Consider the following 16,968-nt stretch of genomic DNA (forward strand, 5'->3'; position numbering starts at 1 on the left):
ATATTTGTTTTAATTTCAATCCTTATATGATTTCCCTTATCTATCCTCTTTTTCAATCCATTGCAGAATATGAGATTGTATCTGTGTATGGGCAATCACATCATTTTGCACTTCTTTTTTGGCAAAAAGCGCATTAATTTGTGGAGGGATTTTTACTCCTGCGCGCTCACAAATAGCCTCTATTGCCTCTTTATCGCCCTTGCATATTTTTTGCGTCATTCCCGCTTGAATCAAAGCTTCCCATACGCTTGGGGCGAATTTACTCCATTCTGCTGTGGCAAGAAAGATACTTTTTTGAATCTTACCCTCTTGTTGTAATTGCTGCGCCCCATAATAGGCTATTGCGCTATGTGGGTCAAGCACTAAACCTTTTGCAAAAGCTTGAGCAATGCTTTCTAGGCATTTATTATCATCGCAAGAGAGCGCGAGGAAGTCTTCTTGCACCATTGCAAGTTCATCTTTATTGAGGCTATATGTGCCTTTTTGAGCTAAGTCCTGCATACATTCTCTTGTGCGTTTTGCACCAAAGAGCGCATACAATACACGCTCGACATTTGAACTTTTTAAAATATCCATAGCAGGAGATTTGGTTTTAAGCAAGGTGCGAGAGGATATATCATATACGCCGCTATGTATAAAATCACTCAAAATATTATTTGCATTTGAGCTTACGACAAGCTTTTCAAGGGGCAAACCCATTTTTTTAGCAAAAAATGCACCCAAAATATTGCCAAAATTCCCGCTTGGCACGACAACAGAGATTTTTTCGCCTTGTTTGATGTGAGCTTTTTTTACAAGGCAAATATATGCCCAAAAATGATAGACAATTTGAAAAACAATGCGCCCGATATTCACAGAATTTGCCGCAGAGAGCGCGATACCTCGCTTATGCAAAGATTCTATAAATTGTGTATGAGCAAGCAGAGATTTGAGTGCATTTTGCGCATCATCAAAATTGCCTTGAATGCCTATTACCTTGCAATTTTTTGCTTCCTGTGTTGTCATTTGTAGTCTTTGCACATCGCTTGTGCCACCACTTGGATAGAGACATACCACCTTGATATAAGGCTTATTAGCAAAGCTTTGCAAAGTCGCAGGTCCCGTATCGCCACTTGTGGCGGCAAGAATCATATAGGTTTGATTAGATTGCGCGGCAAAAGCAGAGAGTAAAGCCCCAAAAGGTTGCAAAGCCATATCTTTAAAAGCGCGTGTGGGACCCGAGTAGAGATTAAGCATAAAGAGATTATCGCTTAAAGGCTGCAATGGCGCGGGATTTGTGGGGTTATCAAAGCTTGTATAGCATTGCAAAGCTTCCTGTAAAAGTGCTTGAGGAAGCCCGAGATTAAGTATCTCAAAGAGTTTGATACATAGCTCTTCATAGCTTAAATGAACAAAAGAAGCTATATCTTGCGCGCTTAGATTTGGGAGATTGCTAAAGGTATAAAGCCCTCCTTGCGAAGCCAAAGGATTGAGTATAGCTTCTTTGAAGCTTTGAGCAAAAGCGGGATTATCATCTCGGGTAGAGACAAAAGCGCAGGTATTCATAGGATTCCTTATGTATAAATTGCGATATAAAAGTTTTGCTATTGTAGCATACTCTAAGGAGCTTTTTTATCTTATGAGAGGGGAGTGAGGGTAAAATTTGAGTTTCTTAGAATTTTACTTTTTCTCCTTAATAGATTCTTTTTATAAGGATTGAGCAGAAATTCTTATAGATAGGCTTAAAATGCGCAAATATAATTTAAGTTTATATACAAAATTACTGAGTTTTGTTTTTTAAGATTCTAGAATCTAAGCCAAATGCAGAATCTAAAACATATTTTTTAGTTTTTCTTTTAGGGGGACAAGGGGGCTTGAATTAGGCGAAGTCGCTCCCCTTATCCCGTTCGCAGATATACCACTCACCCCCCAAACCCCCTACGACGCCTTTAATGTAGCACTGCGTGTATCATTGATTTTATTGTAATATAAGGATATACCTTATTGCTGAAACTACGCATAGTTTGCAAAAGATTCTAGATTCTTATAAATATTAAGGGGTAAAGAAAGCTTAAGGGTGCAAATATGGAGGGGGTTATAATAAAAGTTAAGGTAGTTCAAAAGATTGTGTATTGCCTCACAATGGGATATATTTCATTGTGAGGTATAAAGGCAAGGGAGAGCTTGCCTTTATGGTAGCCTTAAAAAGCTTAGAAAGTGAGGTTATAGCCCACTTGCACGATATAAGTGCGGAGTGAAGCTGTTGCATTTTGTCCGGGCATTATGCTTGATTCATAATCATATGCCACAAGTGGAATCTTTGCGCCAAGCAAGATTTGGTTTTTCTCATTGAAGTTATAAGTAAGCCCGATATTTACAGGCACGGCTAAACCACCCTTTTTGCCATTAGAGATACTCATACCCATTGTTTTCCAAGTGGGGTCAAATTGCTGATAGCCCACACCCACACCGATATATGCGCCAAAAGATTGAGTGAAGTTGAGCCAATAATCTACATTTGCAGTAATAAGCTGTTGGTTAATATCTGCATCAGTTTTTCCCATTACACCATTGTCTTTTGAGCCTTTGCTTTGGTCATAGAAGTAGCTCACATAGTATCTTAAGCCACTGCTTTCAGAAAAAGCTTGTTTATAGCCTACATCTACTCCTGCTCCCCAGCCTATACCGCTTGTAGGGAATAAATCTTCCATAGTCCCAAAGCCACTATATTTAGGCACAGTGATAGGCACACCTGCATTTACGCCCACAAATAATCCACTGCTTTGAGCATTGCTCACACAAAGAAGACTTGCTGCTAATGCGCTTGAAACCAAGATTTTTTTCATAGTTTTATCCTTTCACCCTTAAAGATTTGGCCTTCAGCCTTTAGGGATGCTTACATTATCGTAAGTTTTTATAAAAAAAAAAAAAAATAAATGGAGCGTGTTTGTTTGAATAGAGGGATTGTTACAAATTGTTGCATTAGATTCTATATTTCAAGCCACTTCTCTTTTTGTCCAAGCTTTTTGTTTATAAAAAATCAAAAGAGATTTGAGATGTTTTTATTAAGATTTTTAGAATCTTTTATAAATAACATTTAACCTCTTGTCTTAATGCACAAAGCCTAGCTCATACGCGAGAAATGCTCGATTGCCTTAGCTAATTCATTTAAAGTCTTATCAATATCGCCTCCCTCATCACATACACTATCACGCACACAATGATTAATATGCCCTTCAAGCACGATTTGCCCTACTTTATGTATCGCGCTTTTTGCTGCATTAAGTTGAATCAGCACATCAGGGCAAGGCGCATTTTCGCTTATCATTTTATCGATACCATTAAGTTGCCCTATAATGCGTTGCAGTCGCTTATGAATATTTTGTGCAGTTTGTTCATACATAATGCCCCTCCTTCAATTTGTGTCAGTTTATTTAGATTCTACGATAGCTTAGTGCTTCAAGGATATGCGCTTTGTCTATATACTCCTTGCCTGCTAAATCCGCAATCGTGCGCGCTACTTTTTTAATCTTATTTTGTGCGCGATAAGAGAGAGAAAAACGCTCACTTGCTTGTTGCAAGAGAGTTTGGCATTCACTATTAAGCACACAAAATAAGGCAATATCTTTTTCATCAAGTTTGCCATTAAATACCGCCTGTCCTCTGGATTTTTGTGAGATAAAAGCATCAAAAACCATTTTTTGCATATATTGAGAATCTAGCTCTTGATTTGATGTTGCTAGATGCTCTTCTTATTCGCTCATTTGCACAAACAAATCGATTCTATCAAGGAATGGTTCAGAAAGTCGCGCACGATAGGCACTAATCTCTCTATCTTGGCAGCGACATTCCTTGCTCTTACTCAAGAGATTCCCACAAGGGCAGGGATTAAGCGCACATACAAAAAGAAAATTTGTATCATACTCAAGCTTAGAATGCACACGCGATATGACGAGTTTATTATTTTCAAGTGGCTCACGCAAAGATTCTAAAATATCTCTTTTAAAATATGGCAATTCATCAAAAAATAAAATACCATTATGTGCTAAAGCAATCTCACCGGGCTTTGCCTCAAACTGCGTGGCAGAGCCTAAAATACTTGATTTAGATGCGCTTTGGTGGGGATTACGAAAGGGGCGCAGGGGTGTATAGCCTGTATTTTGCTTATTGAGCGCTTGAGCCTTGACATTTTCTATCATCTCCTGCAAAGAGCTAGGAGGCAGAATATATAAAAGCCTTTTAGCAATCATACTTTTACCACAGCCCGGTGAGCCCTCCATCATAAAGTTATGAAAACCCGCAGCGGCTATGAGTGCAGCGCGTTTAGCAACCTGCTGTCCTTTGACTTCTGCAAAATCTTGCGTAAAGCTATCATCATAAAAATACTGCTCTCCTGCAATCTCTATGCTTTTAAAGCCAAAAGTATGGGGGTTAGAATCTTGCAATGGTGGCAAGGAGGCAGGTTGTGGCTGATTAAGAAGTGTAATAGCCTCTTTTAAATGAGAGACAAAAAGAAATTGCAGTTGAGGAATGGGGCAAAGCAGAGGCTTTGCGCAAAGAGGGACAAAAACCCTAGCTTGAGGATATAAAAGTGCAATATCTAGCAAAAGTGGATAGATTGATTCAAGATATTTCACGCTCCCATCAAGCCCAAGCTCCCCAAAGGCAAAATATGGCTGCTCTTCTTGCGTATTTTTTTGTAAAGCAAGAGCGATAGGCAAATCAAAATGCCCCCCACTCTTTGGTAAATCAGAAGGCGAGAGGTTGATATTAACTTTCAAAGGAGGGAGTGTAATATCACTATTTGCAAGGGCTGATAGCACCCGTTGCTTGGATTCTAATATAGAGCTGTGGGCAAGTCCTGTGATATTAAATTGTGGTAAGCCCTTAATAAAGGCTGCTTCCACTTCTACCACTTTTGCGCTTGTGCCAAAGCTCGTGGCAGTGAGAATCGTATGTGTCATATCATAATCTTTAATCTTTGGAATTTCTTATTTTTTTGAGCTCTTTTTCAAATTTTTTGCGTCTTAAAATAGGTAGTTTATCAACAAAAAGCACGCCATTTAAGTGATCAATCTCGTGCTGAATCGCCACTGCCAAAAAACCTTCTGCCTTAAGGACTTTATCTTGTCCAAAACGATCTTTATAGGCGATAGAGACTTTATTAAAACGTTTTACACTCTCATAAAAATCTGGCACAGACAAACAGCCCTCTTCCCAATCAATGCTTTCTTCTTGGGTTAAAAATGTAGGATTAATGATTTCAAGCAAATCTTCTTTGTATTGAATATTGTCCTCTTCGCGTGGGAGATTGATGATTAAAATCTGCTTTGGCTCTCCCACTTGAATAGCTGCTAAGCCTATTCCTCCGCATTCCATCATCGTATCATACATATCATCGAGGAAGTGATGCAAATGTGCATCAAACTGCTCTATGGGCTTAGATTTTTGTCTAAGCTTTTGATTAGGATAAGTTAAAATCGTCAAGGTCGCCAAGGCTTTCTCCGGGTAGTTCAAAATCTTCTGCATCGTCGCTTGAGGCACTCGAAGCTGTTCGAGATTGAGTCTGCGCTTGGGCAAATTTAAGCGATTCTCTCTCTTTTTGAGCAAGTTGTAGCTGCTCTTTTGCTTCCTCTATCATTGTTTCTGGGGTTTTATCTCCATCAAATACAACCCCACCCATAGCGATATTAAGCTGTAGTTCTGTGCCGCCAATAAAAACATTTGTTGCCTTGCATTTTTTAATCACCTCTTCACACAAAGCTACTGCTGCATCGGCTGAAACATTCTTAAGTAGCATACCAAAACGTCCGCCACCTAAATATGATAATACATCTTTAGTGCCGATGTTTTTTGCAACAATGCGAGAGATATTTTTAAAAATAACCACAAGCTGATTTTGTTCATTAAGTTGTGAGGCAAGTTCTTTAGTGGGAGCAAAGACTGCCACAGCACAATTTCTAGGAAAATCTTTGATATTTTTGCATTCAAGCTCGAGTGTGTAGATAAAAAATGAGCGCGTATAAATATCAAGTGTAGTATCATATATTGTGCCTGATCGTGCGGCAGAGGATTGGGCATACATATCGCGATAAGAGCGCGTGATAAAATCAGCCTGCTCGACAAACTGCTTATGGAATCCTCTTATTTCATTCATAAGCATTTTTATCACATTTTGCACACCTAGAGGATTAGTGATGGTTGCAATTTCAGCCAAACGTTTATCGGTATTGCTCTCCATTGCAGACATTTGTTTGCAGAGGGTGAGCAAACGCTCAAGGATATCTCTTAGTGTTGTAAAGTTATCATTAAAAACTTTTTCAAGTTCAATCAGGCGTGAATCGTGATGAGCGCTCTCAACAATGTCCTCAATTTTTTCACGCACTTTCTCATCTTGCTCTTGAAGAAGTGTTTTTTCAAAATACGCTTCGAAATTTTCGGGTAAGGGGAGAACATCATCTTTCTCAAGGGCTTGCAAAGCTTGTTTATAAATAGAACGTAATTTTTGAGTTATCTCTGCGGGAACCGCAGGAGGTGGTGCCACCTTTTGAGGTTGTTTGTCCAGATTCTCTTCTAGTCCTGCATCATCAAGATTCCCAAAAAAATTGTTATTGCCGACATCATCTGAATCCATAGCTGCACCTCCCTTGTTTGTATTACTTTAAGCTTTTAGTAAGAATCTCATCAATCAATCCATACTTTTTAGCTTCTTCTCCGCTCATAAAATAATCTCGCTCTGTATCAAGACTAATCTTTTCTACGCTTTGTCCGGTATTTTGTGCCATTATTTCATTGAGCGATTTTTTTAAGCGTAAAATCTCTTTGGCTTGAATCTCAATATCTGTAGCTTGCCCTTGCGCCCCACCAAGTGGCTGATGAATCATAATGCGTGAATTTGGCAAGGAAAATCTTTTGCCCTTTGTGCCTGAACTCAACAAAAACGCACCGGCTGAAGCAGCCTGTCCAATACAGATTGTGCTAATATCAGAGCGGATATAGTTCATTGTATCATAAATGCTAAATGCACTTGTAATTACCCCACCGGGGGAGTTAATATAAAAATTAATATCCTTTTCTGGATCTTCAGCTTCCAAGAAAAGTAATTGCGCCACGATAGATGAAGCAATATGATCATTAATCTCGCCACTTAGCAAAATAATGCGGTCTTTAAGTAATCGTGAATAAATATCATAGCTACGCTCACCGCGCCCTGTGCGCTCAATGACATAGGGGATATAACTACTCATTTGCACCTTCCTCTTTGGTTACTTTTACATTTGGCTCTTTTGTAGATTGCTTGGTAGATTCAAACTTTTTATCAAGCAAATAATGCAACACTCGATCTTCAATCATTGTCATTTTAATTGCTGGGAGGATATTATTTTTTTGATAATGTTCAAAAGCAGCGCGTGGATCTTGCCCCATCATCATTGCTTCATAATAAATCCTTTGCATTACCTCATCATCATTAATGATGATATTATATTTTTTTGCCAAAGCATCTGCAATAAAAGTAATCTGCACACTTTTTTGCGCCTCATCACGTTTAGCTTCGCGCTGTTTTTTTGCCTCTTCTTCGTTGTTTTTAAGTTTCTCAAACTCCTCTGGGGCAAGTTGAGAGAGGGTATTTCTAAATAAAATATCCATTTCTTGCTCCACAATCAAATCAGGCAAATCAAAGCGGATATTTTGGAGCAAAGCCTCCACAAGCTTTTCTTTAAGCTCCTTGTTATAAAGCTCATTTTTTTGCTCTATCTCAAGCTGATTTTTAACCATACTCTTAAGTGTTTCAAGGGTAGATTCTTCCCCTGCTATGCTCTTTGCAAACGCATCATCAATTTTTGGTGTTTCTTTTTGCAAAATCTTGTGCAAACTTACATCAAATCTTGCCTCTTTTCCTGCTAAATGTTCTGCTTGATAGTCGGTAGGAAAAGTAACCTTAATGCTCCTTTTCTCCCCCTTTTTCATACCAATAAGCGCATCTTCAAAGCCGGGGATAAATTGATTTGAGCCAATAAGGAGGTTAAAATTCTCTGCTTTGCCTCCATCAAAAGCTTTATCATCAACAAATCCCTCAAAATCAATATTTGCTGTATCATCTTTTTGCAATGCCCTATCTTCTGTTACCTCGTTTAAAGGTGCGCGATTTTTGGCAATTTCTTCTAAACGTTCATCAATTTGCGCCTTTGTAATGGCTTTAAGCTTTACCTCTGGCACATATTCCTCAACTTTATCAAGCTCAAATGAAGGCGTAACACTTACTTTAATCTCAAGCTCAATCTTATCATCTTGCTTATCAAATTTTGCAATAACAGGGCTACCAACAAGCTCTCTTGGTGCTATCCCTAGTTCTTTAAGCGCAGATTCTAAAAAATCCTGAATCGCTTCTTGCTGGGCATCTTGCTCTACTTGTTCTTTATAGCGCGTTTTAATTACCTGTGCTGGAACTTTTCCCTTTCTAAATCCATCAATTTTCGCATTTTTGGCAATCTTTTGAATCACCTTATTAAACTTTTCTTCAAGTGTTTTTAATGCAATGCTGCCATTAACAACAGCATTAGCGCTGTTTATGCGTTTTGTTGTGAAATTCATAGGCTTCCTTAATGAAATAAAAAAGTATAATTTGGTATTCTAACAAGAAAATCTTAAAAGTAGGTTTATATGTCATTATCTCATATCAAACAAAAGCTTAAAAATAATATCAACCTCTCTCCAAACTATGGACATTTGATAAAAGTAATGCAAAATATACTTGTGGCTGATGGCGTGAAGCCTTCAGTAGGCGATATAGTCAAAATCTCTCCTTTTAAGCACGATAATGAATCTTTAGATGCGGATTCTATTCATTCTGCGCAAACATACACAAATGGGCAAGATATACACGCAAAAGAAAATATCCATAATCTTGGTATGGTTATAGGCATTGAGGGAGAGCATTTTTTTATTAGTCCCTTTTCTTTTATAGAGGGACATAAAAGTGGTGATAGGGTGGAGATTCTCAATCACGGCTTACAAATCCCCGTGGGAAAAGAAATTTTAGGACGCGTGATAAATCCGCTTGGTGAGCCTATTGATAATAAAGGAGCAATCGAAGCTACCTCAAGCACCGCGCTTATACGCCCGCCCATAAGCGCACTCAAACGTGGCTTAATCAATGAGGTATTTGAAGTGGGTGTGAAATCCATTGATGGAATCCTTACTTGCGGTAAGGGGCAAAAAATGGGTATTTTTGCTGGATCAGGTGTGGGGAAATCCACCCTTATGGGAATGATTGTGCGTAATTCAAATGCCCCTATTAAAGTTATTGCGCTCATTGGCGAGCGTGGAAGAGAAGTGCCAGAATTTATACATAAGAATCTCAATGATGATTTGACAAATACTATTCTTGTGGTGGCAACAAGTGATGATTCTCCGCTTATGCGTAAATATGGAGCATTTAGCGCAATGGCGATTGCAGAGTATTTTAAATCACTTGGCAATGATGTGCTTTTTATTATGGATTCTGTTACGCGCTTTGCTATGGCACAACGCGAAATAGGCTTGGCACTCGGGGAGCCACCTACAAGCAAAGGTTACCCACCCTCCACACTCACATTACTTCCTCAATTAATGGAACGTGCAGGAAAAGAAGATGGGGTAGGTTCAATCACTGCCTTTTTTACCGTGCTTGTAGAGGGCGATGATTTAAGTGATCCTATCGCTGATCAAAGTCGCTCTATCCTTGATGGGCATATTGTGCTTAATCGTGATTTGACTGATATGGGCATTTATCCACCTATTAATATCCTAAACTCCTCATCACGTATTATAAATGACATCATCACACCCGAACATCTTGCTGCAGTGCGAAAATTTAGACGCTTATATTCCCTTATCAAAGAAAATGAAGTGATTATCCGCATTGGTGCATACCAAAAAGGGAGCGACCCCGAGCTTGATGAGGCAATCAACAAGCATCCACTTATGGAGGCATTTTTAAAACAAGAAACAAATGAGCAATGGAGCTTTGAATCTTCCTTGCAAGAGCTTTTGCACATTATGGCAGAATAGATTCTGTGTTTTTTAGCTTTTCTTTGGCTTAAGATTCTTGCTTTTTGTAGGGAGTCCTAACCTTAAAAAATATAAAGTTCTAAAAATTATTTTTAAAATTGAGAGATTATAAGCCCATTTTTCCACACATAACATCAGTTAATCATAAGTTAATTATAAAATGTTAAAACCTGCGCTTTCTTTAGTATTATTTAAGGTTGAGAAAAATTTATTTTGATGAATATTCAAACACAAATTTAGGAGTTCAAAGATGAGAAAAGTCTATTTAGACAATAATGCGACAACAATGCTTGACCCGAGCATACTGCCGCTTATGGAGCCATATTTTTGTGAAAAATTTGGGAATCCAAATAGTCTTCATAAATATGGCACACAAACTCACCCCGCGATTGCAAGGGCAATTGAGCAGCTCTACAATGGCATTAATGCAAATGATAGCGATGATATTATCATCACAAGTTGCGCGACAGAATCAAATAATTGGGTGATTAAGGGCATATATTTTGATGAGATTGTGAAAAAAGGCAAGAAACATATTGTTACCACAGAGGTGGAACACCCAGCAGTGCGCTCTACTTGCGAATTTTTAGAATCTCTTGGCGTGGAGGTTACTTATCTGCCTATTAATGCGCAAGGCAGTATTACCGCGCAACAAGTGCGTGAGGCTTTAAGAGATGATACTGCGCTTGTGAGTGTAATGTGGGCAAATAATGAAACCGGGCTTATCTTTCCTATTGAGGAGATAGGTGCACTTTGCAAAGAGCGTGATGTGCTTTTTCACACAGATGCAGTTCAAGCTATTGGTAAGATTCCTGTTGATGTGCAAAAGGCACAGGTGGATTTTTTGAGTTTTAGTGCGCATAAATTCCACGGACCAAAAGGCATTGGTGGATTATATATCCGCAAAAATGTCCCCCTTACGCCACTTTTTCACGGCGGAGAGCATATGCACGGCAGGAGGTCAGGCACGCTCAATGTGCCTTATATTATAGGTATGGGGGAGGCAATGGCATTAGCACATAAATTCCTTGATTATGAACTCACAGAGGTGCGCCGACTGCGCGATAAACTTGAAGATGCGCTTCTTGCTATCCCTGATGTGCTAGTGATTGGCACAAGAGAAAATCGTGTGCCTAATACCACGCTTATTAGTGTGCGGGGCATTGAAGGTGAGGCAATGCTATGGGATTTAAACAAAGCCGGAATTGCTGCATCAACCGGAAGTGCGTGTGCGAGTGAGGACTTAGAGGCAAATCCTGTAATGGTAGCTATTGGCGCAGATAAAGAGCTTGCTCATACTGCAATTAGGCTTTCTCTTAGCAGATTCACAACAAATGAAGATATAGATTACACGATTGATATATTTCAACAAGCAGTCAAAAGACTTCGAGCGATTTCTAGCTCATACAGCGCGTAACAAATAACAAAGGAAGGGAAAATGGCAAAAAATGATTTAATTGGGGGCGCACTTTGGGACGCCTACTCAAAAAAAGTAAGTGAAAGAATGGATAATCCTACACATCTAGGTGTTTTGACCCAAAAAGATGCTGATGCAAAAGGGGCAAAACTTATCGTGGCAGACTATGGCGCAGAATCTTGCGGAGACGCAGTGCGTTTGTATTGGCTTGTGGATAAAGATGATAGGATTATTGATGCGAAGTTTAAGAGCTTTGGTTGCGGGACTGCCATAGCAAGTAGCGATATGATGATAGAGCTTTGCCTTGGCAAAAAGGTGCAAGAGGCTGTAAAAATTACAAATCTTGATGTTGAACACGCCTTGCGCGATGACCCAGATACTCCCGCAGTGCCCGGGCAAAAAATGCACTGCTCGGTAATGGCGTATGATGTGATTAAAAAAGCTGCCGGAATGTATCTAGGCAAAGATGCGCAAGATTTTGAAGATGAGATTATCGTATGCGAATGTGCGCGTGTAAGCCTCTCTACGATTAAAGAAGTGATTAAGCTTAATGATTTAAAGAGTGTGGAAGAAATCACAAATTACACCAAAGCAGGAGCATTTTGCAAAAGCTGTATAAAAGAGGGCGGACACGAAAAAAGAGAGTATTATTTGGTGGATATTTTGCGTGATGTAAGGGCAGAAATGGATAGAGAAAGTGTGCGAGAATCTGCTCAAAAAAGCGCAAGTGGAAACATCGCCTTTAAAGAAATGACAATGGTGCAAAAGGTTAAAAGCATTGATAAGCTTATTGATGAGAATGTCCGCCCAATGCTAATGATGGACGGCGGGGATATGGAGATTTTAGATATTAAAGATACAAGCGATGGTTATATTGATGTATATATCCGCTATCTTGGCGCGTGTAGTGGCTGTGCGAGTGGGACAACAGGCACACTCTATGCTATTGAATCTATTTTGCAAGAAAAGCTAGATTCTCATATTCGAGTGCTTCCTATTTAAAGCACAGCCTATTATAAATGATAAAGGTGCCTTAAAACAGAGGAAAAATGGTATAACAAACAGGATTATCCTGCTAGTTTAAGGAGCAGTAATGTTTGGTTTTAGAAGATTCTTTAAAAAAATAGATAGCTATATATTTCATACAAAGCTTAAGCTTTTTCTTCACAATAAGCAAAATATTTTAACAGGGGGGGGGGATAAGAAAGCCTCAAATCATTATCTCTCTTACCTCTTATCCTAAACGCGCCCATATCCTCCCCTACACGCTTTATTCACTTTTCACACAAACTCTTAAGCCCGATAAAATTATCCTTTATCTTGCTTTGGAAGAATATCCAAATCAAGTTTCTAGCGTATCCCAAACCATTCTTGCATTCTTACACAAAGGTTTAGAAATTAGATGGGTAGCACAAAATTTGAAACCATATAACAAACTCATTTTTGCCTTGCAAGATTTCCCTGATGATATTATTATAACCATTGATGATGATACGATATATTCGCCACATTGGCTAGAACTACTCTATAATGCCTACCAAGAAGCACCGCAATTCATACACGCCCATAGGGCACATTTGGTAAGCTTTGATGCAGATAATAACCTCCTGCCCTATCATCAATGGGAATCTTGCATTGATTATACAAAAACCTCTCCTTCATTTCTCAATTTTCTTACAGGCGTTGGCGGGGTGCTTTACCCACCACATACCTTAGATAAAAGGGTGCAAGATTGGAGTATGTTTATGAATCTCTGCCCCACAGCTGATGATGTGTGGTTTTGGGCTATGGCAGTGCTACAAGGGACAAAGATTAATGTCATAAAGCATAATATAAGCGAGCTAAAGGGTTTTGCTGATGAAGGAAATCCTTTGTGGCATATAAATTGCCTTCAAGAGCAAAATGATGTGCAAATCAAAAATATCCTCACACAATTCCCTCAAATCAAAGAAAAAATCATACCGCACAACACATATAAAGAATAGATTCCAAAAATAAGGCTTATATAGATGCCATAACTCTCTTAAATCTATGTATATCACAATAATATGCTTTTTTACTTCATTTGTGTAGAATGCTTTATTTTTTAAAGGAGTGCAAACATTGCTTACAGATACTCAAAAAAAGGCAGTTTTAGAAAATGCTAAAAACATCATTATCATCGGCTTAAGCCCAGATGCGCAAAAACCAAGCTTTCAAGTCGCAAGCTATCTCCTTGCAAAAGGCTATACTATTATTCCTGTTTATCCACGAGGTGGGGAGATTCTAGGACAAAAAGCATTCTGTTCTCTTAAAGACGCCCTTATATCTCTTGCACAAAAAAATGAGCAATGTGATATTATCGATGTATTTCGCAAAAGCGAGGCTTTGCCTGCTGTGCTTAGCGAGATTTGCGCTCTCTCACATCTAAGCTCTTTTGATAAAAATCGTTTATGTGTATGGGTGCAGCTTGGACTAAAAAGCCAAGAAGCCTATCAAAAAGCGCAAGAATGCGGGATTTTATATCAAGAAGATAGTTGCATTGAAATCGAACACCAAAGACTTTTTGCCTCTTAAGCTCATTCACTCTATACAAATATATCTCACGCATAGCTTTAAACAAAGCCAAGCAATATTGAATCTAAAAAGCTTTAATGCTAAAATAAATGCCACTGACTATAAAGGATAAGTATGGAAAATCATAATGCAAAAAAGCAAGTAGAAAAAAAAGCAAAAGATGAAAAAATACATCAAGAGGGTGCTTCAAGTGATGAGGTTTTGGGGAGTGAGCCACTCTCACAGCGCATTACAGAAGGCATAAAGGCGCGTTTTCTTGCCGATAAAGCGCGTTTTATTACTGCTCTTGCTCTCATTGCCGCACTTGTTATTGTGCTTAGCATTGATTATCCTTTGCTTACTTGCGTTATTTTGGCTATTTTTTGTCTTATTGGTGTGCGAGAATCCCTTAGTCTTTATGGCTTAGAATCTGCCCCTCATTACTGCATTGCCACAGCATTAGCGTGGGTAGGGGCATATTTGAGTAGTCGTGTTATAGAATCTGCCCTCTTTATACTCATTGTCTATGCCTCCTATCTTGCATATAGTAAAAAAATTTCGCCCAAAGCCCTTTTTCCTTTTATCTACCCACTTTTGCCATTTTTAAGCATTTATGCCCTATACAAAGATGCTGGAGGTAATGGCGTATGGGTGCTTATATGGCTTATTGTCATTGTTGCCCTTACAGATACAGGGGCGTATTTTGGGGGTAAAATCCTTGGTAAAACGCCCTTTTGCCCCACAAGCCCTAAAAAAACGATTGAGGGTGTGATATGTGGGGTTATTTGTGGTGTGGTTTGTGGCTCATTTGTGGGCATTGGTATCACTGAAAACTTTTTATATTCACTTGGAATTAGCTTTGTTGTAGCCATAAGTGCAGTATTTGGCGATTTATTTGAAAGCTATTTAAAGCGCGAAGCCGGAGTAAAAGATAGCGGCTCTATACTGCCCGGACACGGCGGGGTGCTTGATAGACTTGATGCTGTGCTTTTTGGTGCGGTGGTAATGCACTTTTTACTTTTTTTTCTCCCTGCCTATAATGATTTTATCATTGTGTTCTAAGGTAAGTAATGATTCTGCTTGGGAGCACAGGGAGCATTGGCACAAATGCCCTTGAGGTCGCTACGCGCTTTTGTATCCCCATAGAATCTCTTTGTGCGGGGAAAAACATCACACTTTTAAATCAGCAAATTGCCACACACAAGCCCAAAAATGTGTGTATTGCTGACAAAGCAGATGCACATCTGCTTATTTCTGGGAATTATCGTCTTTTTTATGGGAGTGAGGGGATTTTAGAAATGATAGAATCCTCGCAATCCTCTCTTGTGCTTAATGCTCTTGTGGGTTTTGTGGGGCTAATGCCTAGTTTTAAAGCTCTGCAATGTGGTAAAAAAATCGCTCTTGCCAATAAAGAATCTTTAGTCAATGCGGGTTGGCTCTTGCAAGATGCCGACATTACACCTATTGATAGTGAGCATTTTGGGCTATGGTATTTGTATAATAATCGCCCTATACATAAACTCTATATTACTGCAAGCGGTGGGGCTTTTAGGGATTATCCACTTGAAAAAATCCCCTCTGCTACGCCAGAGCTTGCCCTCAAGCACCCAAATTGGCAAATGGGACAAAAAATCACCATAGATTCGGCAACAATGGCAAATAAACTTTTTGAGATTCTAGAAGCACGATGGCTTTTTCATACAAGCCACATTGATGCGCTTATTGAGGCAAGCTCAAGCATTCACGCATTGATTGAATTTCAAGATGGAAGCACTACAGCTCATATCTCTTGTCCTGATATGAAGCTTCCTATCGCCTATGCGCTTAATCCCACTCTTGCGCAAAATCAAAGCTTTATCACTCCTCTTTCGCCCTCATTGCTCTCAATTTGTTTTAAGCCTATTGAAAAAAGTCGCTATCCTCTGTGGCAGCTTAAAGATGAGATTCTTGCTACTCCGCAAAAAGGTATCATACTGAATTCTAGCAATGAAGTAGCTATATCGCATTTTTTAGCTAGACGCATACCCTTTGGGACAATAAGCACCCTTATTCTTGCGATGTTAGAATCTTTGAATAATGTTGATTTTTCTTCACTCCAAAGTATAGAATCTATTTGTGCGCTTGATGAAGAAGTGCGTCAAAAAAGCAGCCAATGGCTCAAAAATAATGCCCACAAGTTTAGTTTTTGATGGGCAAAGACTTGAAAAAAGCTTGATTGTAAAAAAAAAAAAATATACAATAGTAGAGCAAAATCAATAAGCATAAAAGATAAATTTTTGCTATTAAAGATTTATCTAAAATAATTAGGGATAAGGCTATGAAAAAAAGTTTTATAGGCGTATTTGTGCTAATTTCTATTATAGAAGCTCAAAGCAGTGGCGTGTTTATCGGGGTGAATTATGGACTCTCTATGCTTGAAGCTGAATTTAGTGATTTTACACAAAATATCGGTTATGGGCGGTGGTTTCCTCAAAATCAAACAGGCAAAGGCTGGGGCGTAGATGTAGGCTATAAAAAAGCTTTAAGTGAAGAAAATGGCTTAAAATTCTATCTTAGCTATAATTACAATGAAACTAAAGGCTTTAAAGATAATGGAGTATTTGGTTCAATAGATTCTCATATTACGCAAAAACTCATTACCGCAAATGTTGATTATTATTTTAATGCCACACGCTTTTTTGGTGCATATATTGGTTTTGGTATAGGTTATCAAGAGTATAATCCCATTTGGAATTGGATTGGCAATACTAATCCTTTAATTACAGGGCGTGGAGCAAAGGGTGGCTTGGCTGTGCCTTTAAACATCGGGCTTACTCTTAATGTGAGTAATTCAAATCAAATTACTTTAGGAGCAAAGATTCCCCTTGCAAGCTATAATTATGACAATGATGATGGCAATCGCCCTGATTGGCTAGATTTTAGCGGAGTGGCTACCTTTCGTGCAAGCATTGTGCAAGTGGGCTATAATTTCACTTTCTAAGAAATGA

The 16,968-nt window shown here is 38.8% G+C and carries 15 protein-coding genes and 1 pseudogene; 8 read left to right on the top strand and 8 right to left on the bottom strand.

Features of this window, described 5'->3' with window-relative positions:
- Window positions 1-36 precede the first annotated feature (36 nt).
- From thrC to tig, 8 genes and pseudogenes are all read right to left on the bottom strand, one after another.
- Complete coding sequence (thrC, locus tag J1E28_RS01565; RefSeq protein WP_291026183.1) at window positions 37-1,545, bottom strand: threonine synthase; 1,509 nt, start codon at window positions 1,543-1,545, stop codon at window positions 37-39.
- A 644-nt stretch (window positions 1,546-2,189) separates the two neighbouring features.
- Window positions 2,190-2,825, bottom strand: a complete 636-nt coding sequence (locus J1E28_RS01570) for an outer membrane beta-barrel protein (RefSeq protein WP_291026184.1) — start codon at window positions 2,823-2,825, stop codon at window positions 2,190-2,192.
- 278 nt (window positions 2,826-3,103) lie between these two features.
- The gene (locus J1E28_RS01575) at window positions 3,104-3,382 is read right to left on the bottom strand and encodes a metal-sensing transcriptional repressor (protein WP_291026185.1); all 279 of its coding nucleotides are present in this window, start codon (window positions 3,380-3,382) and stop codon (window positions 3,104-3,106) included.
- A gap of 31 nt (window positions 3,383-3,413) precedes the next feature.
- Window positions 3,414-4,943: pseudogene (locus J1E28_RS01580) on the bottom strand (YifB family Mg chelatase-like AAA ATPase).
- A 10-nt stretch (window positions 4,944-4,953) separates the two neighbouring features.
- The gene (gene def / locus J1E28_RS01585; RefSeq protein WP_291026186.1) at window positions 4,954-5,475 is read right to left on the bottom strand and encodes a peptide deformylase; all 522 of its coding nucleotides are present in this window, start codon (window positions 5,473-5,475) and stop codon (window positions 4,954-4,956) included.
- Window positions 5,444-6,613, bottom strand: a complete 1,170-nt coding sequence (locus J1E28_RS01590; RefSeq protein WP_291026187.1) for a diguanylate cyclase — start codon at window positions 6,611-6,613, stop codon at window positions 5,444-5,446. The genes def and J1E28_RS01590 overlap by 32 nt, the downstream gene beginning before the upstream one ends.
- Before the next feature lie 22 nt (window positions 6,614-6,635).
- On the bottom strand, window positions 6,636-7,226 hold the full coding sequence (clpP, locus tag J1E28_RS01595; protein ID WP_291026188.1) for an ATP-dependent Clp endopeptidase proteolytic subunit ClpP: 591 nt from the start codon (window positions 7,224-7,226) through the stop codon (window positions 6,636-6,638).
- A complete protein-coding gene (gene tig / locus J1E28_RS01600; RefSeq protein ID WP_291026189.1) occupies window positions 7,219-8,571 on the bottom strand; it encodes a trigger factor in 1,353 nt (450 codons plus the stop codon). Before tig ends, clpP begins: the two co-directional genes overlap by 8 nt.
- Before the next feature lie 69 nt (window positions 8,572-8,640).
- Between tig and fliI the strand changes: the two genes are divergently transcribed.
- The 8 genes from fliI to J1E28_RS01640 all read left to right on the top strand — a co-directional run bounded on the left by fliI (window position 8,641) and on the right by J1E28_RS01640 (window position 16,961).
- Complete coding sequence (fliI, locus tag J1E28_RS01605) at window positions 8,641-10,029, top strand: flagellar protein export ATPase FliI (protein WP_291026190.1); 1,389 nt, start codon at window positions 8,641-8,643, stop codon at window positions 10,027-10,029.
- A 250-nt stretch (window positions 10,030-10,279) separates the two neighbouring features.
- Entirely contained in the window at window positions 10,280-11,446 is a 1,167-nt protein-coding gene (locus tag J1E28_RS01610) for a NifS family cysteine desulfurase (RefSeq protein ID WP_291026191.1), read from the top strand.
- 21 nt (window positions 11,447-11,467) lie between these two features.
- Window positions 11,468-12,448, top strand: a complete 981-nt coding sequence (locus J1E28_RS01615) for an iron-sulfur cluster assembly scaffold protein (RefSeq protein ID WP_291026192.1) — start codon at window positions 11,468-11,470, stop codon at window positions 12,446-12,448.
- A gap of 251 nt (window positions 12,449-12,699) precedes the next feature.
- Window positions 12,700-13,431: a glycosyltransferase gene (locus J1E28_RS01620; protein WP_291026212.1), complete on the top strand. Its 732-nt coding sequence runs from the start codon at window positions 12,700-12,702 to the stop codon at window positions 13,429-13,431.
- 109 nt (window positions 13,432-13,540) lie between these two features.
- On the top strand, window positions 13,541-14,002 hold the full coding sequence (locus tag J1E28_RS01625; RefSeq protein WP_291026193.1) for a CoA-binding protein: 462 nt from the start codon (window positions 13,541-13,543) through the stop codon (window positions 14,000-14,002).
- A 114-nt stretch (window positions 14,003-14,116) separates the two neighbouring features.
- Window positions 14,117-15,043, top strand: a complete 927-nt coding sequence (locus J1E28_RS01630) for a CDP-archaeol synthase (RefSeq protein WP_291026194.1) — start codon at window positions 14,117-14,119, stop codon at window positions 15,041-15,043.
- 8 nt (window positions 15,044-15,051) lie between these two features.
- Window positions 15,052-16,170, top strand: coding sequence for a 1-deoxy-D-xylulose-5-phosphate reductoisomerase (dxr, locus tag J1E28_RS01635; RefSeq protein ID WP_291026195.1), 1,119 nt, complete (start codon window positions 15,052-15,054; stop codon window positions 16,168-16,170).
- A 128-nt stretch (window positions 16,171-16,298) separates the two neighbouring features.
- A complete protein-coding gene (locus tag J1E28_RS01640) occupies window positions 16,299-16,961 on the top strand; it encodes an outer membrane beta-barrel protein (RefSeq protein WP_291026196.1) in 663 nt (220 codons plus the stop codon).
- The last annotated feature ends 7 nt before the right edge of the window (window positions 16,962-16,968 follow it).

The organism is Helicobacter sp., assembly GCF_022511165.1.
Lineage (GTDB): Bacteria > Campylobacterota > Campylobacteria > Campylobacterales > Helicobacteraceae > Helicobacter_C.